Annotated in this window: 16 protein-coding genes; 4 read left to right on the top strand and 12 right to left on the bottom strand. The window is 56.8% G+C overall.

Annotated features, from left to right (window positions below):
• Positions 1-147: 147 nt before the first annotated feature.
• Positions 148-954, bottom strand: coding sequence for a sulfite exporter TauE/SafE family protein (locus tag CFN46_RS08980; RefSeq protein ID WP_088743303.1), 807 nt, complete (start codon positions 952-954; stop codon positions 148-150).
• Positions 955-1,593: 639 nt separating this feature from the next.
• Between CFN46_RS08980 and CFN46_RS08975 the strand changes: the two genes are divergently transcribed.
• The gene (locus tag CFN46_RS08975; RefSeq protein ID WP_088743302.1) at positions 1,594-2,352 is read left to right on the top strand and encodes a hypothetical protein; all 759 of its coding nucleotides are present in this window, start codon (positions 1,594-1,596) and stop codon (positions 2,350-2,352) included.
• A 345-nt stretch (positions 2,353-2,697) separates the two neighbouring features.
• On the opposite strand, the gene CFN46_RS08970 is transcribed toward CFN46_RS08975, so the two are convergent.
• From CFN46_RS08970 to CFN46_RS08960, 3 genes are all read right to left on the bottom strand, one after another.
• Positions 2,698-3,921, bottom strand: coding sequence for a TauD/TfdA family dioxygenase (locus CFN46_RS08970; RefSeq protein WP_088743301.1), 1,224 nt, complete (start codon positions 3,919-3,921; stop codon positions 2,698-2,700).
• 169 nt (positions 3,922-4,090) lie between these two features.
• The gene (locus CFN46_RS08965; protein WP_246116522.1) at positions 4,091-5,101 is read right to left on the bottom strand and encodes a GlxA family transcriptional regulator; all 1,011 of its coding nucleotides are present in this window, start codon (positions 5,099-5,101) and stop codon (positions 4,091-4,093) included.
• A gap of 107 nt (positions 5,102-5,208) precedes the next feature.
• The gene (locus CFN46_RS08960) at positions 5,209-6,594 is read right to left on the bottom strand and encodes a diguanylate cyclase (protein ID WP_176426443.1); all 1,386 of its coding nucleotides are present in this window, start codon (positions 6,592-6,594) and stop codon (positions 5,209-5,211) included.
• Positions 6,595-6,836: 242 nt separating this feature from the next.
• Between CFN46_RS08960 and CFN46_RS08955 the strand changes: the two genes are divergently transcribed.
• The 3 genes from CFN46_RS08955 to CFN46_RS08945 all read left to right on the top strand — a co-directional run bounded on the left by CFN46_RS08955 (position 6,837) and on the right by CFN46_RS08945 (position 13,560).
• A complete protein-coding gene (locus CFN46_RS08955) occupies positions 6,837-9,242 on the top strand; it encodes a DNA polymerase II (protein WP_088743299.1) in 2,406 nt (801 codons plus the stop codon).
• Between the two features lie 182 nt (positions 9,243-9,424).
• Complete coding sequence (locus CFN46_RS08950) at positions 9,425-11,116, top strand: multidrug ABC transporter permease/ATP-binding protein (protein WP_024950476.1); 1,692 nt, start codon at positions 9,425-9,427, stop codon at positions 11,114-11,116.
• Between the two features lie 518 nt (positions 11,117-11,634).
• On the top strand, positions 11,635-13,560 hold the full coding sequence (locus CFN46_RS08945) for a TonB-dependent siderophore receptor (RefSeq protein ID WP_254918465.1): 1,926 nt from the start codon (positions 11,635-11,637) through the stop codon (positions 13,558-13,560).
• 88 nt (positions 13,561-13,648) lie between these two features.
• Here CFN46_RS08945 and CFN46_RS08940 read toward each other — a convergent pair whose 3' ends face one another.
• The 8 genes from CFN46_RS08940 to CFN46_RS08905 form a co-directional block, all read right to left on the bottom strand.
• A complete protein-coding gene (locus CFN46_RS08940) occupies positions 13,649-14,836 on the bottom strand; it encodes a DUF1513 domain-containing protein (protein WP_088743298.1) in 1,188 nt (395 codons plus the stop codon).
• 6 nt (positions 14,837-14,842) lie between these two features.
• Positions 14,843-15,988 carry an imelysin family protein gene (locus tag CFN46_RS08935; RefSeq protein ID WP_088743297.1) on the bottom strand — a complete coding sequence of 382 codons (1,146 nt, stop codon included), beginning with the start codon at positions 15,986-15,988 and terminating at the stop codon, positions 14,843-14,845.
• A 120-nt stretch (positions 15,989-16,108) separates the two neighbouring features.
• Positions 16,109-17,587 (bottom strand): di-heme oxidoredictase family protein, encoded by a 1,479-nt coding sequence (locus CFN46_RS08930; protein ID WP_254918443.1) that lies wholly within the window; start codon positions 17,585-17,587, stop codon positions 16,109-16,111.
• A 264-nt stretch (positions 17,588-17,851) separates the two neighbouring features.
• Positions 17,852-19,162, bottom strand: a complete 1,311-nt coding sequence (locus CFN46_RS08925; protein ID WP_024950471.1) for an imelysin family protein — start codon at positions 19,160-19,162, stop codon at positions 17,852-17,854.
• A 355-nt stretch (positions 19,163-19,517) separates the two neighbouring features.
• Positions 19,518-21,167 (bottom strand): ABC transporter ATP-binding protein, encoded by a 1,650-nt coding sequence (locus CFN46_RS08920; protein ID WP_088743296.1) that lies wholly within the window; start codon positions 21,165-21,167, stop codon positions 19,518-19,520.
• Positions 21,164-22,264, bottom strand: coding sequence for an ABC transporter permease (locus CFN46_RS08915; protein WP_024950470.1), 1,101 nt, complete (start codon positions 22,262-22,264; stop codon positions 21,164-21,166). Before CFN46_RS08915 ends, CFN46_RS08920 begins: the two co-directional genes overlap by 4 nt.
• A gap of 1 nt (position 22,265) precedes the next feature.
• Positions 22,266-23,354: a microcin C ABC transporter permease YejB gene (locus CFN46_RS08910; protein ID WP_024950469.1), complete on the bottom strand. Its 1,089-nt coding sequence runs from the start codon at positions 23,352-23,354 to the stop codon at positions 22,266-22,268.
• A gap of 138 nt (positions 23,355-23,492) precedes the next feature.
• Positions 23,493-25,412 (bottom strand): extracellular solute-binding protein, encoded by a 1,920-nt coding sequence (locus tag CFN46_RS08905; protein ID WP_088743295.1) that lies wholly within the window; start codon positions 25,410-25,412, stop codon positions 23,493-23,495.
• Positions 25,413-25,508 lie beyond the last annotated feature (96 nt).

The following is a 25,508-nucleotide window of genomic DNA, read 5'->3' as shown; positions in this document are numbered from 1 at the left end:
AGGGGCTGAAGTAGGTGCGTGCGCTGGCCAAGCGCCTTCACACCCTCTGACCAGAGGTATGCACTTGCAGAAGGGGCACGTTACCTCAGCCAGCACTGTGGTGTCCCCCGCAATAATGTCGCACCCCAAGCTCCGCCTGGTGGCGTATCAATGACTGATCAGAGAGACGCTACCCAGCCAGGCAAGCCTGAGTGCCAGCAATGACAGCGCCCATTTGAACAGGCCATCGAAGTGCCGGTTGGAGACACGATCCAGAAAACGCAGTCCGAGGCGGGTACCGATCAGGCCCGCACCGATCATCAGCACGATTAGGGGCAACCACTCATGGAAGAGAAACCCTGCCATGCCGAAGATGAACGCCTTGGTCAGATGCTGCGCGACCATGCAGGCCGCGAAGGTCGCCACCTTGGTGTGACGCTCGCCGCCGCCTTGCTTGATGAAGCTCGCGACCAGTGGGCCGCTGGCCCCGATCAGACTCGAAAGGAAAGTCGTGATGGCACCGGCGATCAAGGTGCCTGTGCGGCTCAGAGCCCGCTTGGGCAGTGCCGGCCCCCAGCAGGTGAACAGCACGAACAGCGCAATGGAAAGCTCCAGCACCCCCTCAGGCAAGCGGATCAACACCCAGGCCGCGACCAGCGCACCCAGCGCCACACCGGGCAGAAAGGCCAACAGACGGCGCATGTCGATATGGCGCCATGTCATCGCCATACGCCCGCCGTTGGACCCAAGCTGCACCATGCCATGCACCGGAATCAAGGCGGTGGCAGGCATCAACTGCGCCATGAACATGATCAGCAGAGTGCCACCGCCGACCCCGACAGCCGCAGACAGCGCGGAGGTGGCAGCAGCCAGCAGGATCAACGCGAAGACGATGGGCAGCGAGAGCGGGAAATGCTGCGCGAGACCATCAAGCAGGCTTGCGAGGTAGGGAATATCGGCGGGATTGGCGGGCATTACGGGCATCCTGTGCAGATAGCCAATAAAGATGGATAGGGTCTCAGGCAGACGACATGATGCATGACCTGCCTGATAGGCGTGCAAGGCTACCGTGAGCAGGCGGCGCTGCACAGAGTGCAACCTACATCAGAGTACCGCTTTTAAATTTGCTTTTGGGATTGGTTTCAGAGGTTTTTCTTCAAGGTAAGTTTCTAAGATTGCTATAATTGAGCTAAATTCCATGCTAATAGTGTGAGTTTACCGTTGGTTTAGATTAACACCCATGTTAATAAAGGATGATCATTATTTTATAGGTTAAAGTGTGGCAGTTGTTGTCTAATATGATGTCAGAGTAGATGAAATAACAGCCAAGGATCAAAACTAAGGGTATTCTTTCTGCGTGTAGAGATACTAGTGTTCTAAGGTGATATTATTTAAGGCGGCTATGGAACTGTCTAATAGCTTTTGGGCTGCTATCATAAGCAAGTGGGAGCTAAAGGTCCTTAGAATTCCTGATCGTCTATTTTCTGTGCTGATCTTAGTAACTTATATTTAGTGTGGTGTGCACCGCTATAACGTAGTTAAATATGATGGATGTTTTTCCAATGTCAGATGTGTTTGATTAATTTATACTGAATTCATTGAGGTAATTTTTCCATGATTAAAGATTGGGTGCGGTACAATGATATAGAAGAAAAAAGAGAAGGTTACTATGTAAGTTATTCTCCGGTTTTTACCGGTGAAGAATTTGCTGTGCTAAAAACTCATATATACAAATCCGAATTAGTCGAAGATGCTAAAAATATCGCTGAAATGGAATTGAAGTGTTGGATTAAAAGATACCCAGTGCCTGTTATGGTATTAGTAAAGAATCTGACAGATGTTGATCTGGGAATCAAGGGTTTAACTGGTGAAAACTACTTGTTAGGATACCCGACAAAAGACGGAGTCTATCATAGTTGGGGAGACTATCCAGAAGATCATAAGCCAAACGTTAACCTGTCTAAAGATAATCTGGCTGAAATATATTCAAACTTACCTTGCAAAACAAGTGCCCAGATTAACGAAGAGCTTGGTCAAAAGGCGTTAGAAGTAAAAGCAGCGCGCATAGTTTTGGTTTTATGGCTTTGTGTAATTCCATCACTGATTGCATATTTAGGGTGGTCGAATCCTATCGTATCTTCGATGGCTTTTGGCTATAGCTTGTATATGGCAGCAAGAAAAGGTCTTGAACTGTGGGGCGTGAAGCATAGATCTCCTCAAGATATCGAGAACGAGAAAGAAAAGCAGCTTAAAGAACACCATCATTATCACTGTAAAATAAATCCGGATGCATTTCTTAAACTTAAGGCTGAAAATTTCAGAAAAGAGAGAACAGATGAAGAGAAGGCAAAAATTGAAAGCATGCATAACTAAAGATTTTCTTAATTGGCTTCAGACTTACGGCCCTCCATGGGCGCTAGGCGGGCATCCTGTGCAGATAGCCAATAAAGAGAGGGAATGGGGGGCTCAGGCAAGACAGTCGACATGATGCATGACCTGCCTGGCAGGCGTGCAAGGCTACCTTGAGCAGGCGGCGCTGCACAGTATTGCCTTTAGGACATGTGTGGGCCCATCCAGGGTGGCATTGTCTGCAAAGTCTCCGCTGATGAATGAACTGGTGATGCAACGTCAGGAAAGAAGTGCCAGTAATGAAAAGCCCCTCTGACCGTCATGGGCCTGAGGGGCTTCAGTCTTCTACGTCATGCCAGACAGGATGAATCAGGCCGGTGAAGAGGCCTCGACCCGCTCCGCGCGCTCGGCACGCTTGAGCATGCGATAGCGTGAGCGCACCTCGTCACGTTCCAGGTAGCAGCCCTGCAGCCAGCGGCTGCCGCTGTCGCCTTCGAAGGCATCGCGGGCGTGCAGCAGGCGGCGATTGTCGAAGATGACCATGTCACCCGGAGTATAAGTGAAGCGCATGGCAAAGCGCGGTTCACGCAGCATGCGCTGTAGCGTCATGAGTGCTTCATAGGCAGTTTCGGTCTGATCGAAGGGGGCCGTCATCGGGCCACGCAGGAAGTCAGCGATCCGGACTTCCAGTAACTCTCCCGCCTGACCCAGCACGATCATCGGGGAATACCAGACATGGTCGGTATTGCGCGAGGTGTTTGCATAGCGCCAATGTATCGTGGTGAGCGTCGCGTAAGCCTCAGGATGCTCTTCCTTCATGGCGGTGGCGATGGCAAAGCCATCCATCATGACCGCCATGCCGCCTTCCACGCTGTTCTCGATGCAGTACAGGCACTGCAGGCCCGGCTGATATTCACGTGTCGGCAGGTCGACATGCGGCGGCAGCGCGATGGAGGTATAGGCGTTGGAATCCGGGTTCTGGATGGCACGCACGTTGAAAAGATGCCCGAAGTTGGTCGACCGGATCGAACCGATACGCTCGGCGACCTTTTCAATGGCGCCTTCTTCTGCCGGTAGATTGCGCAGGCGTACCAATCCCTTGCCGAGCAGCTCATGCAGCGTCGGATTCAGGATGTCAGCCTCTTCCTTGCTACCGTGTTCAGCACCGGCCAGTGTTGCGGCATCGATGGTGGGTGGCTGCTGGAGTTGCTCGCCATTCCAGAGAGATACTGGGGGAAGTTCTGATGGCAGCAACTGCTGATTGTCGTAATCATTGGTGCGCAGGAACCCCGGATGAAAGCGCAGGCGACGATCTTCTGGCGTGAACAGCACCGACAGTGCTCCCTTGTCATCAATGCTGGCCTCGGCGATTTCCGGCCAGGCGGGAATCAGGGAAAGGTCCAGGATTCTCTCGCGCGTCGCCGGATTGATCGTGGAGTCATCGGCAGCATTCTCACGCAGCCAGACACTGTGATAACGGCTCACGCGACCGTCACTCCAGGTCACGCTGAGTTGACGCGCTTCATGGCTCACGCTCACCAGAGTTTCATCGATCGGCCAGCTATCGTAATCAGGTGTCTTGGGCAGTGACATGCTGAGCTCCTTTCTGTCGTGTAGGTAAATTCCCTACACATGGTGGCAGCTCTGATCAGCCTTTATTGTGCCCAATTCGACCATGACTGTGCTCAATTCGACATATGAGCCACTTCTTGTCTTGGCGACTTGCGCTCCCAAGGAATTCAATGGCTCAGCACTCAATGGCTCAGGGGTGTACACGCGGGGACTGGCGGCGCGCCTGTGATGGAGTGATGCCAAATCGACGTCGGAAGGCACGCGAAAAACTCGGGTGAGAGGTAAAGCCGCACGCTAGTGCAATATCAGTGATGCTATGGCGGGTATCGTGCAGCAGGCTGCGCGCATGGACCAACCGCCGCTCGGCTTGAAAGGCTTGAGGCGTACATCCCACCCCATGGTGAAAACGACGTTCCAGCTGACGCCAGGAAAGGCCCAGTTCCTGGGCCAGTGCCTGAATGCTCAGAGGGGCTTCAAGCTCACTTTCCATCCTCATGATGGCGCGCCTCAGAAGTGGGTCTGCCAAGTCTTCAGACTGCTGACTGAACCCCCGCTGTCGGCTGGCAGGCAATCGCCCCTGGTCATGAATCAGCTGTTCGCGCACTGCGCGATACAAGGCATGGCCATGTTTACGCCGAATCAACTCAAGACTCATATCGATGGCCGCGCTGCCGCCGGCACAATAGAAGCCGTCCTCGCTGATCTCGTAGAGAGATTCCACTGCGTCCACATCGTCAAAGCGCTGCGAAAATTCCGGCAGGCTCTCCCAATGCAAGGTGACGGTCTTTTCGGTCAGGAGCCCTGCGCGCGCCAATACAAAGCAGCCGGTATCAATACCTCCTATCTGGCACTCGGTATGTGATAGCTGTTGAAGCCAACTAAGCGTTGCATCTTCAAGCTGAGCCTCGGGGGCGAAGCTTGTACAGACAATCAGGCTATGTACGTCAGGCAGCTCATCTCGCGCCGTATCTACGGGAAGTGCCATGCCATTGGAAGCCGTAACGGGAGTGCCGTCCTGGCTGGAAAGTGTCCACTGGTACAGGCGAGACCCACGCAGGCGGTTAGCAATACGTAGCGGTTCAATCATCGAGAAGAGTGCCACCATGGCAAAGCCAGGCAGCAATAAAATACCCAGATGCTGGACAGTATTGGAAGGCGGGTTAGTGAGGGAATTGTGGTCGAGTGAGTCGTGTGAGGGCATGACGTTCAGGTGACAAATGGGTAAGGGTAGCGCTGACCTTAGCCTTTTCATCACCTGAGTGCGAGGAGGGTGTCGCAGTGGACCGGTGTGGCGCATCTCGCGTTCTGTCACAGCATCTTGAGGCAGTTGCGGCCAGCTTCCTTGGCGGCATACATGGCTTCGTCTGATCGGGCAATCAATTCATCACGCGACGATACATCTTCTGGAGTTGCCATCGTCAGGCCGATGCTCAGCGAGATGGGGAGTATGCGGCCGTTGTGTTCGATCTGACTGTCTTTCACGGCTTGGCGCAATAGATTGATGCGGGTCGCGGCATCACTTGTCAGAGCGTCAGGCAGGATGGCCAGGAATTCCTCGCCGCCCCAGCGGGCCAAGGTGTCAGTAGGCAACAGGAAGTCGTGACTCAAGGTTGCCAGATGCTGGAGAGCCAGATCACCTGCATCGTGGCCATGTTGGTCATTGATCTGTTTGAAGTGATCAAAATCCAGCAATGCCACACAGACGGTTCCTGTGCTCTGAGCGAGAGTGGCCAGACATTCATCCAGCACTTTCTGAGCATGACGCCGGTTGGCGAGTCCCGTCAGAGGGTCGGTGATCGCGACCTTCTCGAGTGCCTTGTGTGCCTCTTCCAACGCCTTTATGTCATTGAATCTCGCCACTTCATGACCTGCCCACAGGGCGATCAACCGCACCAATTCGACATCCTGCTGCGTGAATGGCGCCACGGTATCGGCACTTGAGAAGTTGAAGGTGCCATAGCGCTCACCATCGACGATGACCGGGGCTCCGATATAGGCCTCGAGGTTGAAACTGGCATAGCAGGGGTGATGGCGGATTTCGCTCTTGCCCACGTTGTGGAACGCTTGAACGTTGTCAGCCTTGTAGACGTGATCACAATAGGTCTCACTGAGCGAAAAGCTCAAGCCGGGTGTCAACAATCCTTCGGGATGGCAGGCGCGTTGAACAACATATTGGTCCCCATCAATTCGGCTGAAAATGCCGATCGGCAATCCGAAGTGCGCACATCCCAGATGCAACAGCGCATCGATACGGTCATCAAAATCCAGATCTCGAGAGGATGTGATGGCATGCAGGCTGTGAAGTGTCTGCTCTGTAGTGACGCGCCGAGAAACATCACGAATGAGCCCGAACATGAATACGCTGTCACTGTCGGGGTCCTTGATGGGGCCGCCAACGGTCTCACCATAAAAGCTCGCACCGTTCTTGCACAGATAACGAATCACCGTGCCTTCGCTATTCAGTGCCCCCTTTTCATTGAAGCGAAGCGAACCCTGGCGCTTGAATTCATCAGCATTCAGGTAGAGGCGTTGGGTGGGCTGCCCGATGACCTCTTCCAGGGAATAGCCAAAAGCATCCTCTGCGCTGGCATTCATGTAGGTGATATTGCGCTGCGCATCAGCCATCAGAATGATGTTGTCGATCTGGCCCAGCATCTGGCCCAGCAGTTTCTGTATCATGTCAAAGCTGGGCATGGTGTCACTCCTTGTGTCATGCCATATGGCGTTTATCATCACTTCCCATGTGCCAAGAGGGAGAAGTCCTGCCCCTCGCGCTTCATATTATCGTATGAGATTGAGACAAGTGTTGGTAACTACGTCCTTCAGCGTACGCCTATTCAACGAATTATCGAGGTGTCACTGTGCCTGACGTCTGCAAGACGGGTAGCGAGATTGCTCCGCCAAGCCGTGATGCCACGCCTTGTGATGTGAGGCCAATGACGCATCATGGCTTCCTGCTGACGCGCCATTGGCAGGATACCACTAGCGGAGTGGTGGTCAGCTTCTGGATACGCACTCACGAGGCGGCGATTCATGTGCAGTGTGACCCTCAAGAGGTGGTGGCCTTTCTCCCGGCAGCACAGGAGGAAAAGGCGCGCGGTGTCATCGCTGAGGCATTGCTGACGGAGCGGGAGGTGGCGCTACGCTCACTGACACTGGAAGATTTTCAGCATCGTCCCGTTGTCGGGCTCTATTGCCGGCAGTATCGCGTACTGGGAAAACTGGTACGTCAGCTGAAAGCCCGGGGTGTCGATGTCTACGAAGCCGACGTTCGTCCCCCAGATCGTTTTCTGATGGAGCGCTTCATCACGGCTGGCGTGAGTGTGCAGGAGAGCCATCTCGACAAGGGTGTCATCCTCGGTGCTCGACTCAAACCCTTGAACGATTTCCGGCCGCCGTTACGCTGGGCGTCACTGGATATCGAGACTGACGCCCATGGCAACCTCTATTCCATCGCTCTGGAGGGCTGCGGACAGCGCCAGGTTTATATGCTGGGCCCCGACACTGGTGAGCCCGCAGACGATATCGATTTTTCTCTCGAGTACCTTGCAACACGCCGCGAGCTGCTGGAGTGCTTGAACCGCTGGATCGCACAGCATGATCCCGATGTCATTATCGGCTGGAATCTGATCCAGTTCGACCTACGCATGCTGGTGCGACTCTCCCAGCAGGAGCACTTGCCGCTGACACTGGGGCGTGACGGCAGTGTGATGCAGTGGCGTGCCCATTCACAGCAGCCAGACCATCATTTTGCCGAGATCGCCGGCCGCTGGGTGGTGGATGGCATCGAAGCGCTCAAGTCTGCTACCTGGCACTTTGCGTCCTTCAGTCTTGAGAATGTCTCGCGTGAACTGCTCGGGGAAGGCAAGGCGATTGATGATCCCTACAGCCGACTTGATGAAATTCTGCGCATGTTCGCCGAGGACAAGACATCACTGGCGCGTTACAACCTCAAGGATTGTGAGTTGGTAACGCGTATTTTCAAACAGGCCGGGCTGATGGAGTTTCTTCTCGCCCGCGCCCGCGTTACCGGCTTGCCTGCCGATCGCAGTGGTGGCTCGGTTGCGGCTTTCACCCACCTCTACCTCCCTCGCTTGCATCGACAGGGCAAGGTAGCCCCCAATCTTGGCGATATCGTCGGTGAGGACAGCCCCGGCGGTTTCGTGATGGACTCACGGCCTGGCCTTTATGACTCGGTATTGGTGCTCGACTTCAAGAGTCTGTATCCCTCCATCATCCGCACCTTTCTGATTGACCCCCTCGGGTTGATCGAAGGACTGCGCGCACCTGATGACGCGGTGCCGGGTTTTCTCGAGGGTCGCTTTTCCCGCGACACACATTGTTTGCCGGGTATTGTCTCGGAGGTCTGGAAGGCTCGCGATGCCGCGCGCACGGCAGGTGATGCCCCGCTGACACAAGCACTCAAGATCATCATGAACGCCTTCTACGGTGTATTGGGCTCGCGTGGCTGTCGCTTCTTCGATCCCCGTCTGGCGTCTTCCATCACTCGGCGGGGCCATCAGATCATTCAACAGACGGTCGAGCTGATCGAAGCACGTGGCTATACCGTCATCTACGGAGATACCGATTCCACCTTCGTGTGGCTGGGCAAGGCTCATGATGAGGACAGTGCCTGTGCCATCGGACGAGAGTTGGCGGGACATGTCACCGAGTGGTGGCGAGCGCATCTGGCCGAGACACTGGCGCTCGACAGTGTACTGGAGCTGCAGTTCGAGACTCATTACCAGCGCTTTCTCATGCCGACCATTCGCGGTGCGGAAGAGGGCAGCAAGAAACGCTATGCCGGGCTGAGGCAGATCAGTGACACGAAAACGGAGCTGGTGTTCAAGGGACTGGAGTCGGTGCGCTCCGACTGGACTCCGTTGGCCAAGCGCTTTCAGCAGCAGCTTTATCGCCGGATTTTCGAAGGTCAGCCTTATCAGGACTACCTGCTGGCGTATGTCAGCGCCTATCTTCCTGTCGCGAGCAGTGTTCAGGAGCCGAACGCTTCAGAAAGCTTTGATGTGGAGGCCTTGATCTATCGCAAGCGGCTGCGGCGTCGGCTGGACGACTATCAGCGTAATGTTCCACCGCATGTGCGTGCCGCACGGTTGGCTGATGAAGAGAATCAGCGTCGAGGGTTGCCGTTGCGTTATCAGAAGGGCGGCTGGATTCGCTATGTGATGACCACTGCGGGGCCGGAGCCGATCGAATATCACCGTTCGGCCATTGATGCAGAGCATTATCTCAGTCGTCAGCTCAAGCCAGTGGCGGATGGCATTCTACCGTTTGTGAACGACGACTTTGATCGTCTACTGGACCGTCAGATGACCTTATGGTGATTGGCGATGACATGGGCGTCATGGCAGGAGGTGCTTCACCTGAGGCACCTCCATTCTTGCTAATGGTAATACTTATCAATATTGCTTGCATTGATAGGCTGTGCTCGTAAGATTGCCCCTCTTGGTGTGGAGTCATCGCTTTGGATGGCCACACTTCTCGAATCTTGTGAATGGGGGCAGACTTGACGTTATTGCGCGTGGTATTTGCCTATTATCGCTGGCCTTTCATTGGCGTCATGATCTTGAGCTTGGCCAGTGCTGGGCTGGGTATTGGGGCCATCGCCTATATCAATCAGCGATTGATCGCACGCTCTGGCGATCAGCTGGCAGATTACGCCGGTGTCCTACCGGAATTCCTCGGTCTCATTGTGCTGTTGTTGGCTGTGACGCTTGGTGCACAGCTAGCGCTGACCCTGTTGGGCCATCATTTTGTGCATGGATTGCGCGGCCGACTGGTCAAGCAGATTCTGGATACTGATATTGAGCGCCTTGAGCAGCTGGGCAGTGCTGATTTACTGGCCAGTCTCTCCAGTGATATTCGCAACATCACGCTGGCATTCGTACGCTTGCCGGAGCTAGTGCAGGGGATCGTCTTGACGCTTGGCGCTGTGCTTTATCTGGGCTGGCTCTCTCCCTCGATGATGCTGGTCACTGCGGCATGGGTGACGCTGACCATCATGGGAGGGAGCTGGTTGGTCGCGCGAGTATATCGACACCTGGCTGAAGTGCGTGAAACAGAAAGCCGCCTCTACGCCAACTTCGAAGCGGTCATTCATGGTCGCAAGGAACTCGCGCTGAATCGGCAGCGTGCGCGTGAGTACTTCGAGAGCGATTACAGCGTCAATGCACGTCAGTATCAGCATCATGTCGTACGCGCCGATACCTGCCACCTGAGTGCGATCAACTTCTCCAACATCATGATGCTGGGTGCCATTGGTATTGTCTTCTATCTGGCCAATGGCCTTGGCTGGGCGAGTAGCGAAGTCGCGGCAACCTACTCGTTGACGCTATTGTTTCTACGCACGCCGCTGATTCAGGCGGTGGGTGCACTGCCTACCTTGCTAGGGGCTGATGTCGCGTTTGAAAAGCTTCGCAAACTCTCACTGGCGCCAGCCAGAGAAGGTTTCGAGTCCAGCATGACCCCATCGCATTCGCCAATTGAGCAGTGGAAAACGCTCAGCCTGCATGGTGTGAGCTTCACCTATGCCGGACAGACCTCAGACAAGTCTGCCTTTGCGGTCGGACCATTGGATCTGACGCTAACGCGTGGCGAACTGGTATTTCTGATCGGCGGTAATGGCAGTGGAAAGTCCACATTGGCCAAGCTATTGACGGGTCTTTATCGCCCGAGTGAAGGCGAGCTGCTACTGGATGGACGTACGCTGGAAGAGGATGAGCGTGAGGCTTGGCGGCAGCAGTTTTCGGCGGTATTCACCGATTTCCACCAGTTTGATCGATTGCTTGGCCAAGATGGCATTTCAGCGGATTCGGCATTGATTGATCAGTGGCTGGGTTATCTCGATATGCGCGAGAAACTGGAACTTGAGGGAGACCGGGTGGCTAACCCGGCGCTTTCCCAAGGGCAGCGCAAGCGATTGGCGCTGCTGATGGCGGTCGCTGAATCACGTGACATTCTGCTGCTGGACGAATGGGCTGCCGATCAGGACCCACAGTTTCGACGCATCTTCTATCGTGACCTGTTGCCGCGCCTGCGCGAGATGGGCAAGACGGTATTCGCCATCAGCCATGATGATCATTACTTCCAGCAGGCTGATCGCCTGTTTGAAATGCGGTCCGGTCGCTTGCATGAGCTGTCAGGCACGCAACGCGAGCGTATCAGTCAGGACGCTGTCGCGCGTCTTGACGAGGCGTGAACCGGCCGAGTCAGAAACGTGCGGCATTTGATGGCGCACTGATGCAGTGGAAAAGGCAAGAAGGCCACACAAGGACGTGGCCTGATAGTCATCGCCTGCATGCGTTTGGCCTTGTCAGTGGTTATTGGCAAGGCGCGTAGCGTAGGTAGGCGGACATGTCGGGTAGAGTGCTCAAGAGACCGCTAAAGGACTGAGACACGGCCGGGCCTTGGAGGGATGTTCGAGGCCCAATACGGGATTTTTACGATAAATACGAATCACCGTGATTTGTATCCTCGATACGGTAGCGTGCCATCAAGAGCCGCATCACGAGAGGAGATAACAAGATCTTCAGGCCCAATCAATCATCAAGGGAACTCGACATGTCCGCACATTCGCTGCAAATGGCGCCAGCATCACCGACTGACGCTCGTCCGACCTTCACACCATTGCGTCACGCGATTCGCGTCTGCATCGCGACGGGGCTATTGGTCCAGCCGCTCACGTCACTCGCAGAGCAGCGTGATAATGACGACACCATGGTCGTGGTCGGTACTGCACTCAAGGTCGATGCGCCACTGGTGGAAACACCACGGGCGGTCTCGACTGTCGACCGTGCCGAGCTCGATACGCGCAATGTACAGCAGCTCGATGAAACCTTCCGCTATCGCGCAGGCGTGTTATCGGGCCACTACGGCTCTGACAACAATACTGACTGGTTCAAGGTGCGCGGCTTCGATCAATCGACCTATCAGGATGGCCTGCGTATCTATCGCGAAGGCTTCTATCAGTGGCTGCCCGAAACCTACGGTCTGGAGCGGATCGATCTGTTCAAGGGGCCATCTTCCATCCTCTATGGTGAGGCGCCTCCCGGCGGTCTGATCAATGCCATCAGCAAACGCCCGACAGATGAACCGCAGACTGAAATTCAGCTGCAGATTGGCAATCGTGGGCTACGTCAGACGGGGCTCGATACCAGTGGCTATCTGAGCGAGAACGGCGATGTTCGCTATCGACTGGTGGGGCTATATCGTGAGCGCGATGGTGATCTGGATAACACCGAGAATGAGCGTTACTACTTCGCGCCCAGCTTGACGTGGGATATCTCGGATGACACTCAGCTGACCGTGCTGGCTAGCCTTCAGAAGGATGACGGTGTACCCACCAATGCCTTCAAACTGGCCTATGGCACCGTGGACGATACGCCGTTTGGCAAGATCGACCCACAGACCAATTACAGTGAGCCGGGCTATGACAAGGATGAACGTACTCAGGCCTCACTGGGTTACGAGCTACGCCATCGCCTGAACGATACCTGGTCACTTGAGCAGGATTTCCGCTATAGCCAGCTCGATCTTGATCTGATCAGCAGCTACATCCTCTATCAGTCCTCGGCGCGCGAAGGACAGCGGGGGCTTCTGTACCGCGAGGGCACCATCGATAGCTATACCGTCGACAATCGCGCGATCGGCAAATGGTATGGCGACCGCACCGAAAATACTCTGCTGCTGGGCGTGGATTATCAGAATCTGAGCCTGTCGGGCAAGGAAGCGGATGACTATTCCTTCGGCGATCCGATCGATCTATTTGACCCGCAATACGGCAATTACACCGCCTTGAGCGATGACCAGATCACGCGGCGCGATATCGACAAGGAGCAGATCGGCCTCTACGTGCAGGATCAGCTGCGCATCGACGACAAGTGGGTACTGCTGGCGGGGGTGCGCTACGACCAGGCCGAGACCGAAAACGTGAATGAGTCCACGGGCACGCGTGAACGCTCCGATGATGATGAGATCAGTTGGTCGGGTGGCGTGATGTACCTGAGTGATGTCGGTCTCAATCCCTACCTGAGCTATACCGAATCCTTCGAGCCGATCAGTGCGGTGGACGATGGCGGGTCACTGTATGAGCCGCGCGAAGGGCGCCAGTGGGAGCTGGGTGCCAAGTACCAGCCCGCGGGTTGGGATGGTTACCTGACCGCTGCCGTCTTTGATCTCACCGAAGACAATACCCTGGTCACCCGGGGCGCCATCCAAGTGCAGGAAGGCGAGCGTCAGTCGCGTGGCTTCGAGCTGGAAATGGTCGGCTATCTCAGCGATCACCTCAAGCTGACATCGGCTTACACCTATACAGATGCTCGTCTGGAAGACGATGTGCGTGCGCCGCTGATTCCGCGTCACCAGGCCTCAAGCTGGCTGGATTATGCTTTTGAGAGCGGTACGCTGGATGGCTTGCGACTCGGTGCCGGTGCCCGCTATGTGGGGGAATCAGTGGATGGCGATACCACCGTATCTGACTACCTGCTGTTTGATGCCATGGTCGGCTATGACTTCACTCGTGAGCTGAGCGCTCAGGTCAATGTCAGCAATCTGACGGACAAGGAATACGTCGCCAGCTGCAGCTATTGGTGCTACTACGGCGAATCGCGCAGCATCATCGGCAGCCTGTCTTATCGCTTCTGAGCCTGCTTGCTGTAAGTGACAACGCCCCACAGGCCATTGCCTGCGGGGCGTTGTCATTCGTGGAGAAGATCACTGAAAGACCACCAGCTCACATCAGCGCAAGGTGGTTGTCCCAGTGGGTATTGGCGAGACGAACGGGACCCAGCGCGGGCAGGCCATCTTCATCGATCAGTAGCCATTCGCCACGCCCGTTGCTGACCACGAAACCTGCCGGAGTATCATTGGTGGTTGGCACGGCCAGCACACCGGCACAGTCGGCGAAGTCCAGCGTCGAATCAAGTTCGCCAGTATCCAGATTCCACAGCGTGATGAGGTTCCCGCGCGGCGCAGTCGCTACGGCCAGCGTTCCATCAGGCGAGATGGCGATACTCGCAATGTACTGCTTGAGCTGTGAGACGTAGTCCATCGGCAATGGTAATTCTTCCAGTGCAGTACTTGCAGGGCGCTTCATCACGATCAAGGAGCGCGAATCGGAGGGCGGCCCTTGGTACTGATAGCCCGCCACGATAATGCCGTCGCGACTGACATCCAGATGGCGCAGGGAGAGTTGGTGATGCGAGGGAGAATCTCGCCAGTTGACCTTGCCTGAGATGCGATCCAGCAGTGTCAGGTTGGACTGCATCGTGTTCAGGTTCAGTTTCACACGTCCCGTCTCGGGGCGTGTCAGAATTCCGCCATTGGCAATGATCAGCTGCTGACCATCCGGATGTAGGCGTATTTCGTGTGGCCCTATGCCACCACTGTCGAATTCGCCAATGCGTGCGAAGTCGCGATTGGCATCATAGACACCGATCCGGCCTTCGCCGCGGGTGATGGCATTCTCGGTGGCATACAGCAGGCCGCCATCCGGGCTGAACACGCCATGCCCATAGAAGTGGCGATCCGATGCTGCCTTGATGCGGGTGATTCGCTCGCCGCTTTCGATATCGAAGACATTGATTTCCTGGCCCGGACGGCGAGCAAAGATCAGCGCCCACGGCTTATGGGGGTGACGAGTTGCACCATGCGCACGTTCATTGATTGGTTGGCGCCAGCGCTCTTCACCTGAATAGCGCATACAGCTGGCATGATGCTGACCGCTCTCGTCATCGCAGGCAGATATTACGACTCCTGCAGGGCGGCGGCCCTGTCCACTGGTTGCGTTGTTACCGCCAGCGAAGGCCACCTGCCCGCCTGTCAATCCCATCAGCGGCACACTGGCCAATGCCTGAAGTAGGCGTCGGCGCTGAGAAGCACAGGAGGCTCTCGTGCCTCCTCCTATCGAGAAATTGCTCATTGCTGATCAATCACCATCGGTGCTGTTGAAGCCCAGTGACAGGCCGAGTGCCGGATTGAGCGTATCGGCGAAGCCAGCCTGCAGCGTTTCCAGATGGATCAATGCTTGCTGGAGGTCGCTGTTGCGTGGGTCATCACGCAGCAGGGCAGCCAGATCATCCGGCAATGCGGCAAAGGCTGCGCGTGTATCGGTAAAATCGCGGGTCGTTGAGGCCACCATGCGCGGGTCTACCTGACCATTCAGATAGCCATGAATGCCCGGGACTTTCGCGTTGCCGACCCAGATGCGCTCCATCTCCTCGAGTGTCGAGCGAATGTTGGCCAGACCCATGCCACCACGCCAGGATTCGGCCGCATAGGGGTTGGCGGTCCCGCCATTGTTGAGGCCGACCGGACGACGCAGCTTGCGGTCCTTGATGGCTTCGAGCTGAACCGTCATCGCGCGTACCAGAGACAGCACGGCATCACGTGGATCGCTGAAGCTGCCGTTACCCTCGGCCAGTTGCGGTGCGAACTGTTGCCATTCCCCGAGCAGCGTCTTGCCACTGGCGGCGAGATAGTCAGTGTTGGCTGTCATCAGTTCGCAGCGGCGCGAGTCAGCTGTCAGCGGTGAATCGGCATATTGGGCATCGAACAGCTGATATTCCACCCCGCCCAGGCCCTGCAATACGATGGATTGATCGGCGAGGCCATCGCTGGTGATAGGCATATCGGTTGTCAGCAGGGCGCGTGTCTTGCGTGATACCAGATCTTTCTTGTCCGGCCAGAAATAGAGCTGCCATTGACGGGAGTTTTGCAGAATCGGCCCCATCTCGATCCAGTTGACTTGATTCAGTCCCAACATGGCACTGCGCCAATTATCTTTGAGGGTTTCGAGAGAGGTGTCGCCTTCTGCGGTGCAATACTGCTGAGCGTTGGTCGCCAGCGTGGCGAGGCGTGTGGCGAGCTGCTGATGGGCAGTGGTCAGCGTATCAGCCGCGAATTGACTGACGGCTTCAGCACTGGCTGTTTCCTTGCTCGTTTCTGCCATCACTGAAGGTGAGGCCAGAGCGGCGGCGAGCAGTGTCATGCCTGAGGCCACCAGGGCAGCGGTCGAGGTCTTGCGCAGAGTCATGGCCTGCGGGCGAGAAGCAGTAAACAAGACGTGGGACATGAACAGGGTTTCCTATATCAGAGCAGCAAGACAAACATGATCAAGATGAATCGTCGTTCGGGTATCTGACTCAGGGCAGGGTAGTCATGTCTTGACGGCCCTGAGGCAGGATTTTCCCGCTTAGAGCGATTCCAGGAAGCGCAGTAGGCTTTCACGTTGCTCGGTCGGCAGGGCCACGACAGCATCACGACTGGATTGTGCTTCGCCACCATGCCATAGCACGGCTTCCAGCAGCGTGCGTGCACGGCCGTCATGCAGGAAGCCGGTCGCGGAATTCACGGTCTGTGCCAGGCCAATGCCCCATAGTGGTGGCGTGCGCCATTCGTTACCAGTCGCCTCGAACTCACGGCGGTTATCCGACAGCGCATCGCCCATGTCGTGCAGCAGCATGTCGCTATACGGCCAGATCACCTGGCCAGCCAGCTGTGCGGCGACGCCAGCCTTGTCAGTGGTGAGTGTTGGGCGATGGCAGCTGGCACATTGCAGGTCTCGGAAGAGTTGCTCACCGGCGCGTACCTCGGGTGCGTCGATGTCGCGACGCGTCGGGACGGCCAGATTGCGCGAGTAGAAGGCTACGTTATCCATCACGTTGTCTTCGACTTCAATCGTGCCACCGCTGGGCATGACGTCACACTTCTGCACCGGTGTGCAGTCGGTTGATCCGACGAGTGACGATGTCAGTCCCATGTCTCCGGCAAAGGCCTTGGCACTCTGCTGACGAACACTCGGTTGACCGGCTTTCCAGCCGAAACGCCCTTGTACCAGTGCATCATCAGCGATGGACCATACTGTGTTGGGCTTGCCGCTGATGCCGTCACTGTCATTATCTTCAGGGTCGGCCCATTCCAGCAGCATGGCATCGCTGACTGCCTCAAGTAGCCCAAGACCGACCATGCCCGGCGCCAGACGGGGCGAGAGAGCGATCGGACCTGGATCACCAAAGCCAGCCGCGACAATGGAGTAGTGGGGGGCGCGCAGAGTGATGACTTCACCATCGGCCAGCGTGACTGACTTCTGCTGATAATCGACCTGCATGCGGCCTTCTTGAGGCACTCCGGGCACAGAGGCATTCTGTAGCTGCGTGCCATAGACGGGATGTGGCATTACACCGCTGATACGACGGAATTCACGTTCCTCATCGTCCCAACTGTGTTCCGGACTGTCTGGCATGCCGAGGCGGAGAAACAGACCAACGGAAGGATCATTGCCGGCAGGCAGGCTGCCGCGGCCATCCTTGACGTGGCAGTTTTGACAGGCGTTGGTATTGAATAGCGGGCCCAGACCATCACGTGCGGTAGTACTGGCAGGTGCAATGACCCACGGGCTCTTGAAGAAGCTGTTACCGACACTGAACGACAATCGCTGATCGAAGCTCATGTTCTTGGCGGGGAGGGAATACGCGTTGGTATCGTGTTTGCGAACACTGCCTTCACCACCGCTTTTGGCGGTATTCTGCAGGGGCAGGGCTGACAGATATTCGGTGACGGTGGTGATCGGTGCGGCCTGTACCGTGACGGCGGTCGTCGCAAGGGTTGCCAGCGCAATGGCTAACGGTAAAGCGTGCATCATCGGACGGTGCATCATCGGTCGGTACATCATGAAGATATCCTGGCGAGCGCGGTCAGGTTGCTCAATTAGCAGTCGCGCATTAATTGCCGGTGTAAAAAACCATCAACGCCCGAACCTGCAACAAGGCAGGCCCGGGCGAAAATGATGGTCTGAAATCAACGCGTCCAGTGATTCAGAGGGTGGTTACCCCTGGCTTGCACGACTCACTCAGCGTGACCGCACCAGAGGCGGTTACGCTGAGTGAATCACACAAGCGTCAATCATCTGCTGCGCATGACGTCAGCACCCAGCGGCTTAGAATTCGTGATCGGCGGTATCGGCTTCAAGGCCACTGATACCCACGGTACCGGCAATTTCTTCGATCAGACGAGTCTGGGCGACGAGGTCCTGAATGCTGGCATTGACGATGGCGGCCCCTTCGGCGTTGCCCGGTGCGATCATCTGGTCAAATTTCATGCCGTCTTCTGCTTCGGCCGTATCGACCATGACCTGTAACTGGCCCATGGTAGTGTCGAACGCATCGTGCATCTTCTTGGCAAGCTCAGGGCTGTTGTTGGCCACCAGCTGATGCAGCGACGGGCCTTCAAAGGTCCGGCCATCCAGTGTCACGTATTTTCCTTCATACACATTCTGAATGCCCTTGGCATTGTAGAAGTGTGAGTAGTGGGTGTTGTCAGAGAAGCAGTCGTGTTCGTCCTCGAAGGAATTGGCTTCCAGTGCGACCTTCATGCGCTCGCCACCCAGTTCGCCCAGCGACAGTGAGCCCATGCCGAACAGCATCTTCTCGAGGCCTTCACCGGCCGGCAGTGCGGTCAGCTCAGTGCGGTAGTTGGCCTTGTCGCCCTCAGCCCACTGACCCACCATATATTCCAGGTCAGTGATCAGCAGGTCGTTGGCGGCGAGCAGATATGCGCCACGACGATCACAGTTGTCGCCTGTGCAGGCATCACCCTTGGCGAAGTCGCTGGCGGGGCGTTCACCGGCACCGGCGTCGAAACCGTTGAGATCCTGGCCCCAGAGCAGGAATTCGATGGCGTGATAGCCACTGGCCACGTTGGCTTCAAAGCCGCCCAGCTCATTGAGAGAGGCCAGCAGCTCTGGAGTGATTTCGGTGGTATCGATCTTGTCGGCACCGATCTGCACGCTTTCGCTGGCAATGATGTTGGCACTGGCGCCCGGGTTGCCAAGCTCTGCCTGATAACCATCACCTTCGACGTAATCGATCAGGCCTTCATCCAGCGGCCACGCATTCAGCTGACCTTCCCAGTCATCGACGATGGCATTACCGAAGCGGAACACTTCACTCTGCTGATACGCCACGCGAGCTTGCTTCCAGGCAGTGCGAGCCGCCTCAAGAGTTGCCTCGGATGGTGCTTCGATCAGCGCAGCATTGGCGGCGCGCAGCGCGTTGGCACTGGCGAGTGCATCGCTATAGGTGGCATGAGCCACATTGGCATATTGAGAGACGACGGCTTCAGCAGTGACATCCTTGGCCTCTGCCTGGTGCCCTTCGTGTGCATGAGCGGCACCGGCGAGCAGTGAGGCGGACAGTGCGATCGCGACGGCGAGCGGCTTGCGAGAAGCAAAGCGGAATTGAGCGGTCATGAGGTTCCCTTGATCAGTCTATTTGTTATGCCGTGCGCGTGAAGCGACGTTGCATGGGCTTCAGGTATGTCGAGAGGCGACGTTCACGTCGCTTGATCTCTCTTTTGCTGGCCCAGGATCTGACTGAATCATATTGAGAACCTTTATTATTTGCAATCATATGTTGGTACATGTGCAACGCAAAGATGCAAAGAGTGCAATGGCGTAGCGCTGCCCAACCGATTGTTTCTCAAGCTCGTAGTGTCTGTGTCAGGGCGGTAAGCATGAATGTCTGAAAGTATGGATGTCTGAAAGCCTGAAGGGCTGGCACAGTGCCAGCCCTTCAGGGTGTGTCAGCCTTGTATCACTGATGTTGTCACTGTCTGGACAAGCCCGCCGCCTTGATCAAGGCGCGCGTGTAGTCTTGCTGTGGATTGCCCAACACCTGTGTTGTCGTCCCGGTTTCAATCAGCTTTCCGTCCCGCAGTACCATTACGCGGTGTGACAGTGCGCGCACTACCGCCAGGTCATGGCTGATGAACAAGTAGCTGAGACTACGGCGTGCTTGAAGATCGCGTAGCAAGGCGATCAGCTGTTTCTGTACGCTGCGGTCAAGTGCCGAGGTCGGTTCATCGAGCACCAGCAAGCGTGGTTCCAGAATCAGCGCGCGTGCCAACGCGATACGCTGTCGCTGTCCACCCGAGAACTCATGCGGATAGCGATCAGCACAGGCGGCAGGTAGTTCGACTTCCTCAAGCACTTGAGCCACGCGCTGATTGACCTCGCTTTCCGAGAGCGCAGGATGATGAAAGCGCAGTCCCTCGCTGATGATGTCCGAGACCGGCATGCGCGGTGAGAGCGATCCGTACGGGTCCTGGAAGACGATCTGCATCTGTCGGCGCCGGGCACGCAAGGTATGGCGATCCATCGTGTCCAGACGTTCTCCTTCGAGATGAATCTCACCACGGGAGGTCTGTAGCTTCAGCAAGGCGAGTGCGAGCGTAGTCTTGCCGGAGCCCGATTCTCCCACCACTCCAAGTGTCTCGCCTCTGGCCAGTGTCAGATCCAATGGCTGGAGAGCGATGAAGTCGGCGGGCCGTTTCTGAAACAGCTTGCGCGTGCGCGAGAAGCGGACTTCAAGTCTGCGTGCTTCGAGCACAGGCGTCGCGGCATCGGCCTCATTGAGCGCAATGGCGCTGCCTTCAGGCTCGGCGGCGAGCAACTCGCGCGTATAGTCGGCGCTGGGGTGATCAAAGACCTGTGCCACGGGCCCCTGCTCGATGCATTCGCCATGGCGCATCACGACCACGCGATCGGCATGGCGACGCACCAGATTGAGGTCGTGACTGATGAGTACCATGGCCATGCCCTGATTACGGCGCAGCCCGTCGAGCAGCGCCAGGATCTCTTGTTGAACCGTGACGTCAAGGGCCGTGGTTGGTTCATCGGCGATCAACAGCGGCGGTTCATTGGCCATGGCCATGGCGATCATGACGCGTTGACGCTGGCCACCAGACAGCTGATGTGGCCAGGCATCGATCAGCTCTGCAGGGCGCGGCAGCTGTACCTGCTGCAGCAATTCCAGGACGCGATGGCGAGCCGCATTGCCACGCAATCCTTGATGCAGACGCAGACTTTCCGCGATCTGTTCGCCGACTCGCGTCAAGGGATTGAGCGAGGTCATGGGTTCCTGAAACACAAACCCGATGCGTCCGCCGCGCACTCGCTGCCATTGACGAGGTGTCAGTGCGGCAAGGTCGGTCGTGGTGCCATCGGCAGCAGTGAACTCTCGCGTACCGGTGACATGTGCGTGTCCCGGTAGCAGGCCAAGACTCGCTAGCAGGCTGACAGACTTGCCGGAACCTGATTCGCCGACGATCGCCAGACACTCGCCGCGTTTCACTTCAAGCGATAACCCCTTGACGACCTCACTCTTGCCAAAGTGGATACCGAGATTCTCAAGACGCAGCACGCTGGGCTCAGCACCGGTCGTGGTGGCTTGCGGGGATGGAGAGGGACGATTCATGCGTTCTGCTCCCGAGCGCTGACATGACGTGGATCGAAGGCATCTCGCAATCCCTCACCGATGAAGACCAATAACGTGAGCATGATCCCGAGGCTCAGGAAAGCCGTCATGCCAAGCCAGGGCGCCTGCAGATTGTTTTTGCCCTGCGCGACCAGTTCGCCGAGTGACGGTGAGCCTGCCGGTAGCCCGAAGCCAAGGAAGTCGAGCGCTGTCAGGGTCGTGATCGCGCCGGTGAACAGGAATGGAATGAAGGTCAGCGTCGCGACCATCGCATTGGGCAGCACGTGACGCCACATGATCAGGCGTGATCGCAGCCCCATGGCCCGCGCGGCACGTACGTATTCCAGATTGCGTGCCCGCAGGAATTCGGCGCGCACGATATCGACGATGCCCAACCACGAGAACAGCAACATGATGCCGGTCAGCCACCAGAGGTTGGGCTCGACGATGCTGGCCAGAATGATCAGGAGGAACAGTACCGGCAAACCCGACCAGATTTCGATGAGCCGCTGGCCGATGAGGTCGACCTTGCCGCCAAAGTAGCCCTGCACGCCGCCGATCAGCACGCCCAACACCATTGACCCCACTGTCAGTACCAACGCGAAGATGACCGACAGGCGGAAGCCATAGATCACGCGTGCCAGTACATCACGACCTTGATCATCGGTACCCAGCCAATGGCGAGCATTGGGTGAGGAGGGCGCTGGCGAACCAAGGTTGAGGTCCAGCGTGTCATAGGAGTAGGGAATGAGGGTGTTGATCATGAAGCCATCGGCATTGATCGCCTCGATCACATAGGGGTCACGATAGTCGGTCGCGGTCGGTAGAAAGCCACCGAAGGTGGTCTCTGGATAGTCGTGCAGCATCGGCAGATACGTCTCACCTTGATACTCGACCAGCAGCGGCTTGTCGTTGGCGATCAGCTCAGCTCCCAGTGACGCGATGAACAGTACGCCGAAAATCAGTAATGACCACCAGGCGCGACGGTTATCGCGAAAGGCCGAAATTCTGCGTCGCGTGATGGGAGACAGTCTGGAGGAATCGCGTGATGGGAGTTCAGGCATTGCTTGAGTGTTGGAAAGAGTGTCGCTGCGCATCTCAGGCCTCCCGGCTTGCGAAGTCGATGCGCGGATCGATCCACACATACATCAGGTCAGACACCAGTTTCAGCACCAGGCCAATCAGGGTGTAAAGGAAGAGTGTGCCGAATATCAGCGGATAGTCGCGTTGCAGTACCGCCTCGAAACCGAGCAGGCCCAGCCCATCGAGCGAAAAGATGACCTCGATCAGCAGCGATCCCGTGAAGAAGATGCCAACGAGCGCTGCCGGTAGCCCGGCGATGATGATCAGCATCGCATTGCGAAACACATGCCCGTAAAGAATGCGGTTTTCACTGGCACCCTTGGCACGCGCCGTCAGCACGTACTGTTTGTGAATTTCATCAAGGAAGCTGTTCTTGGTCAGCATCGTCAGGGTCGCAAAGCTGCCGATGGCCGAAGCGGCGACGGGCAGGGCGATGTGGTGGAAGTAATCCAGGATCTTGCCGCCGGTAGAAAGCTCATCGAAGTCTGGCGAGGTCAGCCCTCTGAGCGGGAACCAATCCAGATAGCTGCCGCCGGCAAAGACCACGATCAGCAGGATGGCGAACAAGAATCCCGGGATGGCATAGCCGACGATGACGACGCCTGATGTCCAGACATCGAAGCGCGAACCGTGCACTAGCGCCTTGCGAATCCCCAGTGGAATTGAGATCAGGTAGACCAGTAACGTCGTCCATAGCCCCAATGAGATGGAAACCGGCAGCCGTTCGAGCATCAGGTCGATCACTGGCTTGTCGCGAAAGAAGCTATCGCCGAAATCGAATTGGGCGTAATCCACGACCATGTCGCTGAAGCGCTGCCAGGCGGGCTTGTCGAAGCCGAACTGCTGCTCCAGTTCCGCGATGAGGGCGGGGTCGACGCCCGAGGCGCCTCGATAGGTGGATGCTCCTCCGCCACCGCTACTGACACCATCGCCACCACCACTATTCAGTCGTGTGCTGGCGCCGGCGCTCAGGCCATCCAGGCGTGACATCAACTGCTCGATGGGCCCACCGGGGGCGGCTTGAACGATCAGAAAGTTGAGCAACAAAATCCCGAGTAATGTTGGAACCATCAACAAGACTCGGCGCAGAATATAAGCACCCAAGAGTAATCTCCCCGCGTGCCCTCCATTGTCGGCAGCGGATGTGCGTTCTGGAGGGCATCATGTTTATTGGTTAAGCAAATGGCGCATGAGTAGATCCAGCGACCCAGATATTCATCAGCACGTGCTGTAATTGAAGAATTACTCTCCAGGGTCGAGCGTGGCGTCTTTTGTCGGTTCTACCCACCAACTATCCAGGCTCAAGAGATATTCAGGGAACGGCTGGGGGTAGCCGAACTTGTTCCAGAGTGCGATGCGCGTAGCAGCAAGGTGCCACTGGGGCACGACATGAAAGCCCCAGCGCAGCACGCGATCCAGGGCGCGCGTTGCGCTGAGAAGTTCTTCGCGGGTCTGGGCTTGAATCAGCGTGTCGGTCAAGGCATCGATGACCGGACTCTTGAGGCCGATCAGATTGCGAGAACCTGCCACGTCGGCATAGTCGCTGGTCCAGTATTCGCGCTGCTCGCTACCCGGGCTGTTGGACTGCGGATAGCTGCCCACCACCACATCAAAATCGAAGCTACGGCGACGATTGATGTACTGATTGACGTCGACGGTACGGATACGCGCCTGGATACCGATACGTGCCAGATTTCGAATCCAGGGCTGGATGACGCGCTCGAACTGGGTGTCGTAGTTGAGCACTTCCAGCGTCAGCGGCTTGCCGGTACTGCGGTTGACAAGCTGTCCCTTGACGACCTGATAGCCCGCTTCACGCAGTAGGCCCAGCGCCTTGCGTAGGCGTGGGCGTAGGTCAGTGGGCTCATCGATCGGTAGCGATTGCTCGAAAACCGCTGGGGGGAGTTCGTCCTTGAAGGGCGCCAGCAACTCAAGCTCCTTGCCGGTCGGCACGCCGTCAGCCGCCATGTCGGAATTCTCGAAGTAGCTATGCGTCTGTTGATAGGCGCCGTAGAAGAGGTTGCGGTTGATCCAGTCGAAGTCGAAGACCAGCGCCAGCGCCTCACGTACGCGCGGATCCTCAAAGCGTGCGCGACGCTCATTGAGCACGAAGCCCTGCATGCCGGCCGGATTGCTGTCCGGCACCTCGAGCTTCTTCAGGCGCCCTTCTTGCAGGGCGGGTGTGTCATACGCGGTTGCCCAACTCTTGGCGCTGCTTTCGACATGAAGGTCAATGCTGCCGGCCTTGAAGGCCTCCAGTGATACGGTCTGGTCTCGGTAGTAGTCGTAGACCAGCGTCTGGATATTGTTGCGACCCTTGTTGACGGGTAGATCCTTGCCCCAGTAATTTTCGACGCGCACGTAACGAACCTGGCGCCCCGCATCCAGTGAATCCATGCGATAAGGGCCAGAGCCCAGCGGGATGTCCAGCGTGGCGCGCGTGAAGTCGCGATTCTTCCAGTAATGTTCGGGAAGTACCGGCAGCTGGCCAATGATCAAGGGCAGTTCACGAGCGGCTTCAGGCGACATGTCGAACCTGACGGTGTCGTCATCGATTACGCTGACACCCGTGACGTCATGGTAATAGCTCTTGAAGAAAGGCAGGCCTTCGTCCTTGAGCAGTCGATAGGTGAAGACGACATCTGCGGCCGTGATAGGCACGCCATCGTGGAAGCGGGCGCGTGTATCGATATCAAACTCGATCGCGCTTCGATCCTTGGCGAGGCGAATACCGCTGGCCAGCAAGCCATATTCGGTGAAAGGCTCATCAGCGGATTGTGTCATCAGAGTGTCGTAGATCAGCCCCCCGAAGTAGTTCAGCCCGGCCACCGGATTTCCCTTGAGGATAAAGGGGTTGGTGGAGTCGAAACTGCCGATGGCGGCGCGCGTCATGCGGCCCCCAACGGGGGCATTTACATTGACGTAGGGGAAGTGGTCAAAGCCTGCCTTGTGAGCAGGCTCGCCGTAAATGGCCAGCCCGTGCACGGTCGGCACATTCAGAGGAGATTGTTGAGATGTCTGCTCTGGTGCCGTTGCAGAAATCTGTCGTGAGGGTTGTGCCTGTGCGCTGCCGGTGAATGTACCACTCAGTATCAGCAGGCCGATGCACAGGGTGCGTAGTGCCCCCGAGGTTCGGCGTGTGACAGGAGAAACAAGATGCATCGGCAACTTCCTTGACTGAATGACCCTGGTCAGTGGGCCGTTGACGGTATGGCTGACATTGGTGAACGCAATATACTGCCGCGAGCATGTTGTCTA

Source organism: Cobetia sp. QF-1 (genome assembly GCF_002213105.1).
Classification (GTDB): domain Bacteria; phylum Pseudomonadota; class Gammaproteobacteria; order Pseudomonadales; family Halomonadaceae; genus Cobetia; species Cobetia crustatorum.
The sequence above is the reverse complement of the archived record's forward strand: the minus strand, read 5'-3'. Positions and strand labels throughout refer to the sequence as shown.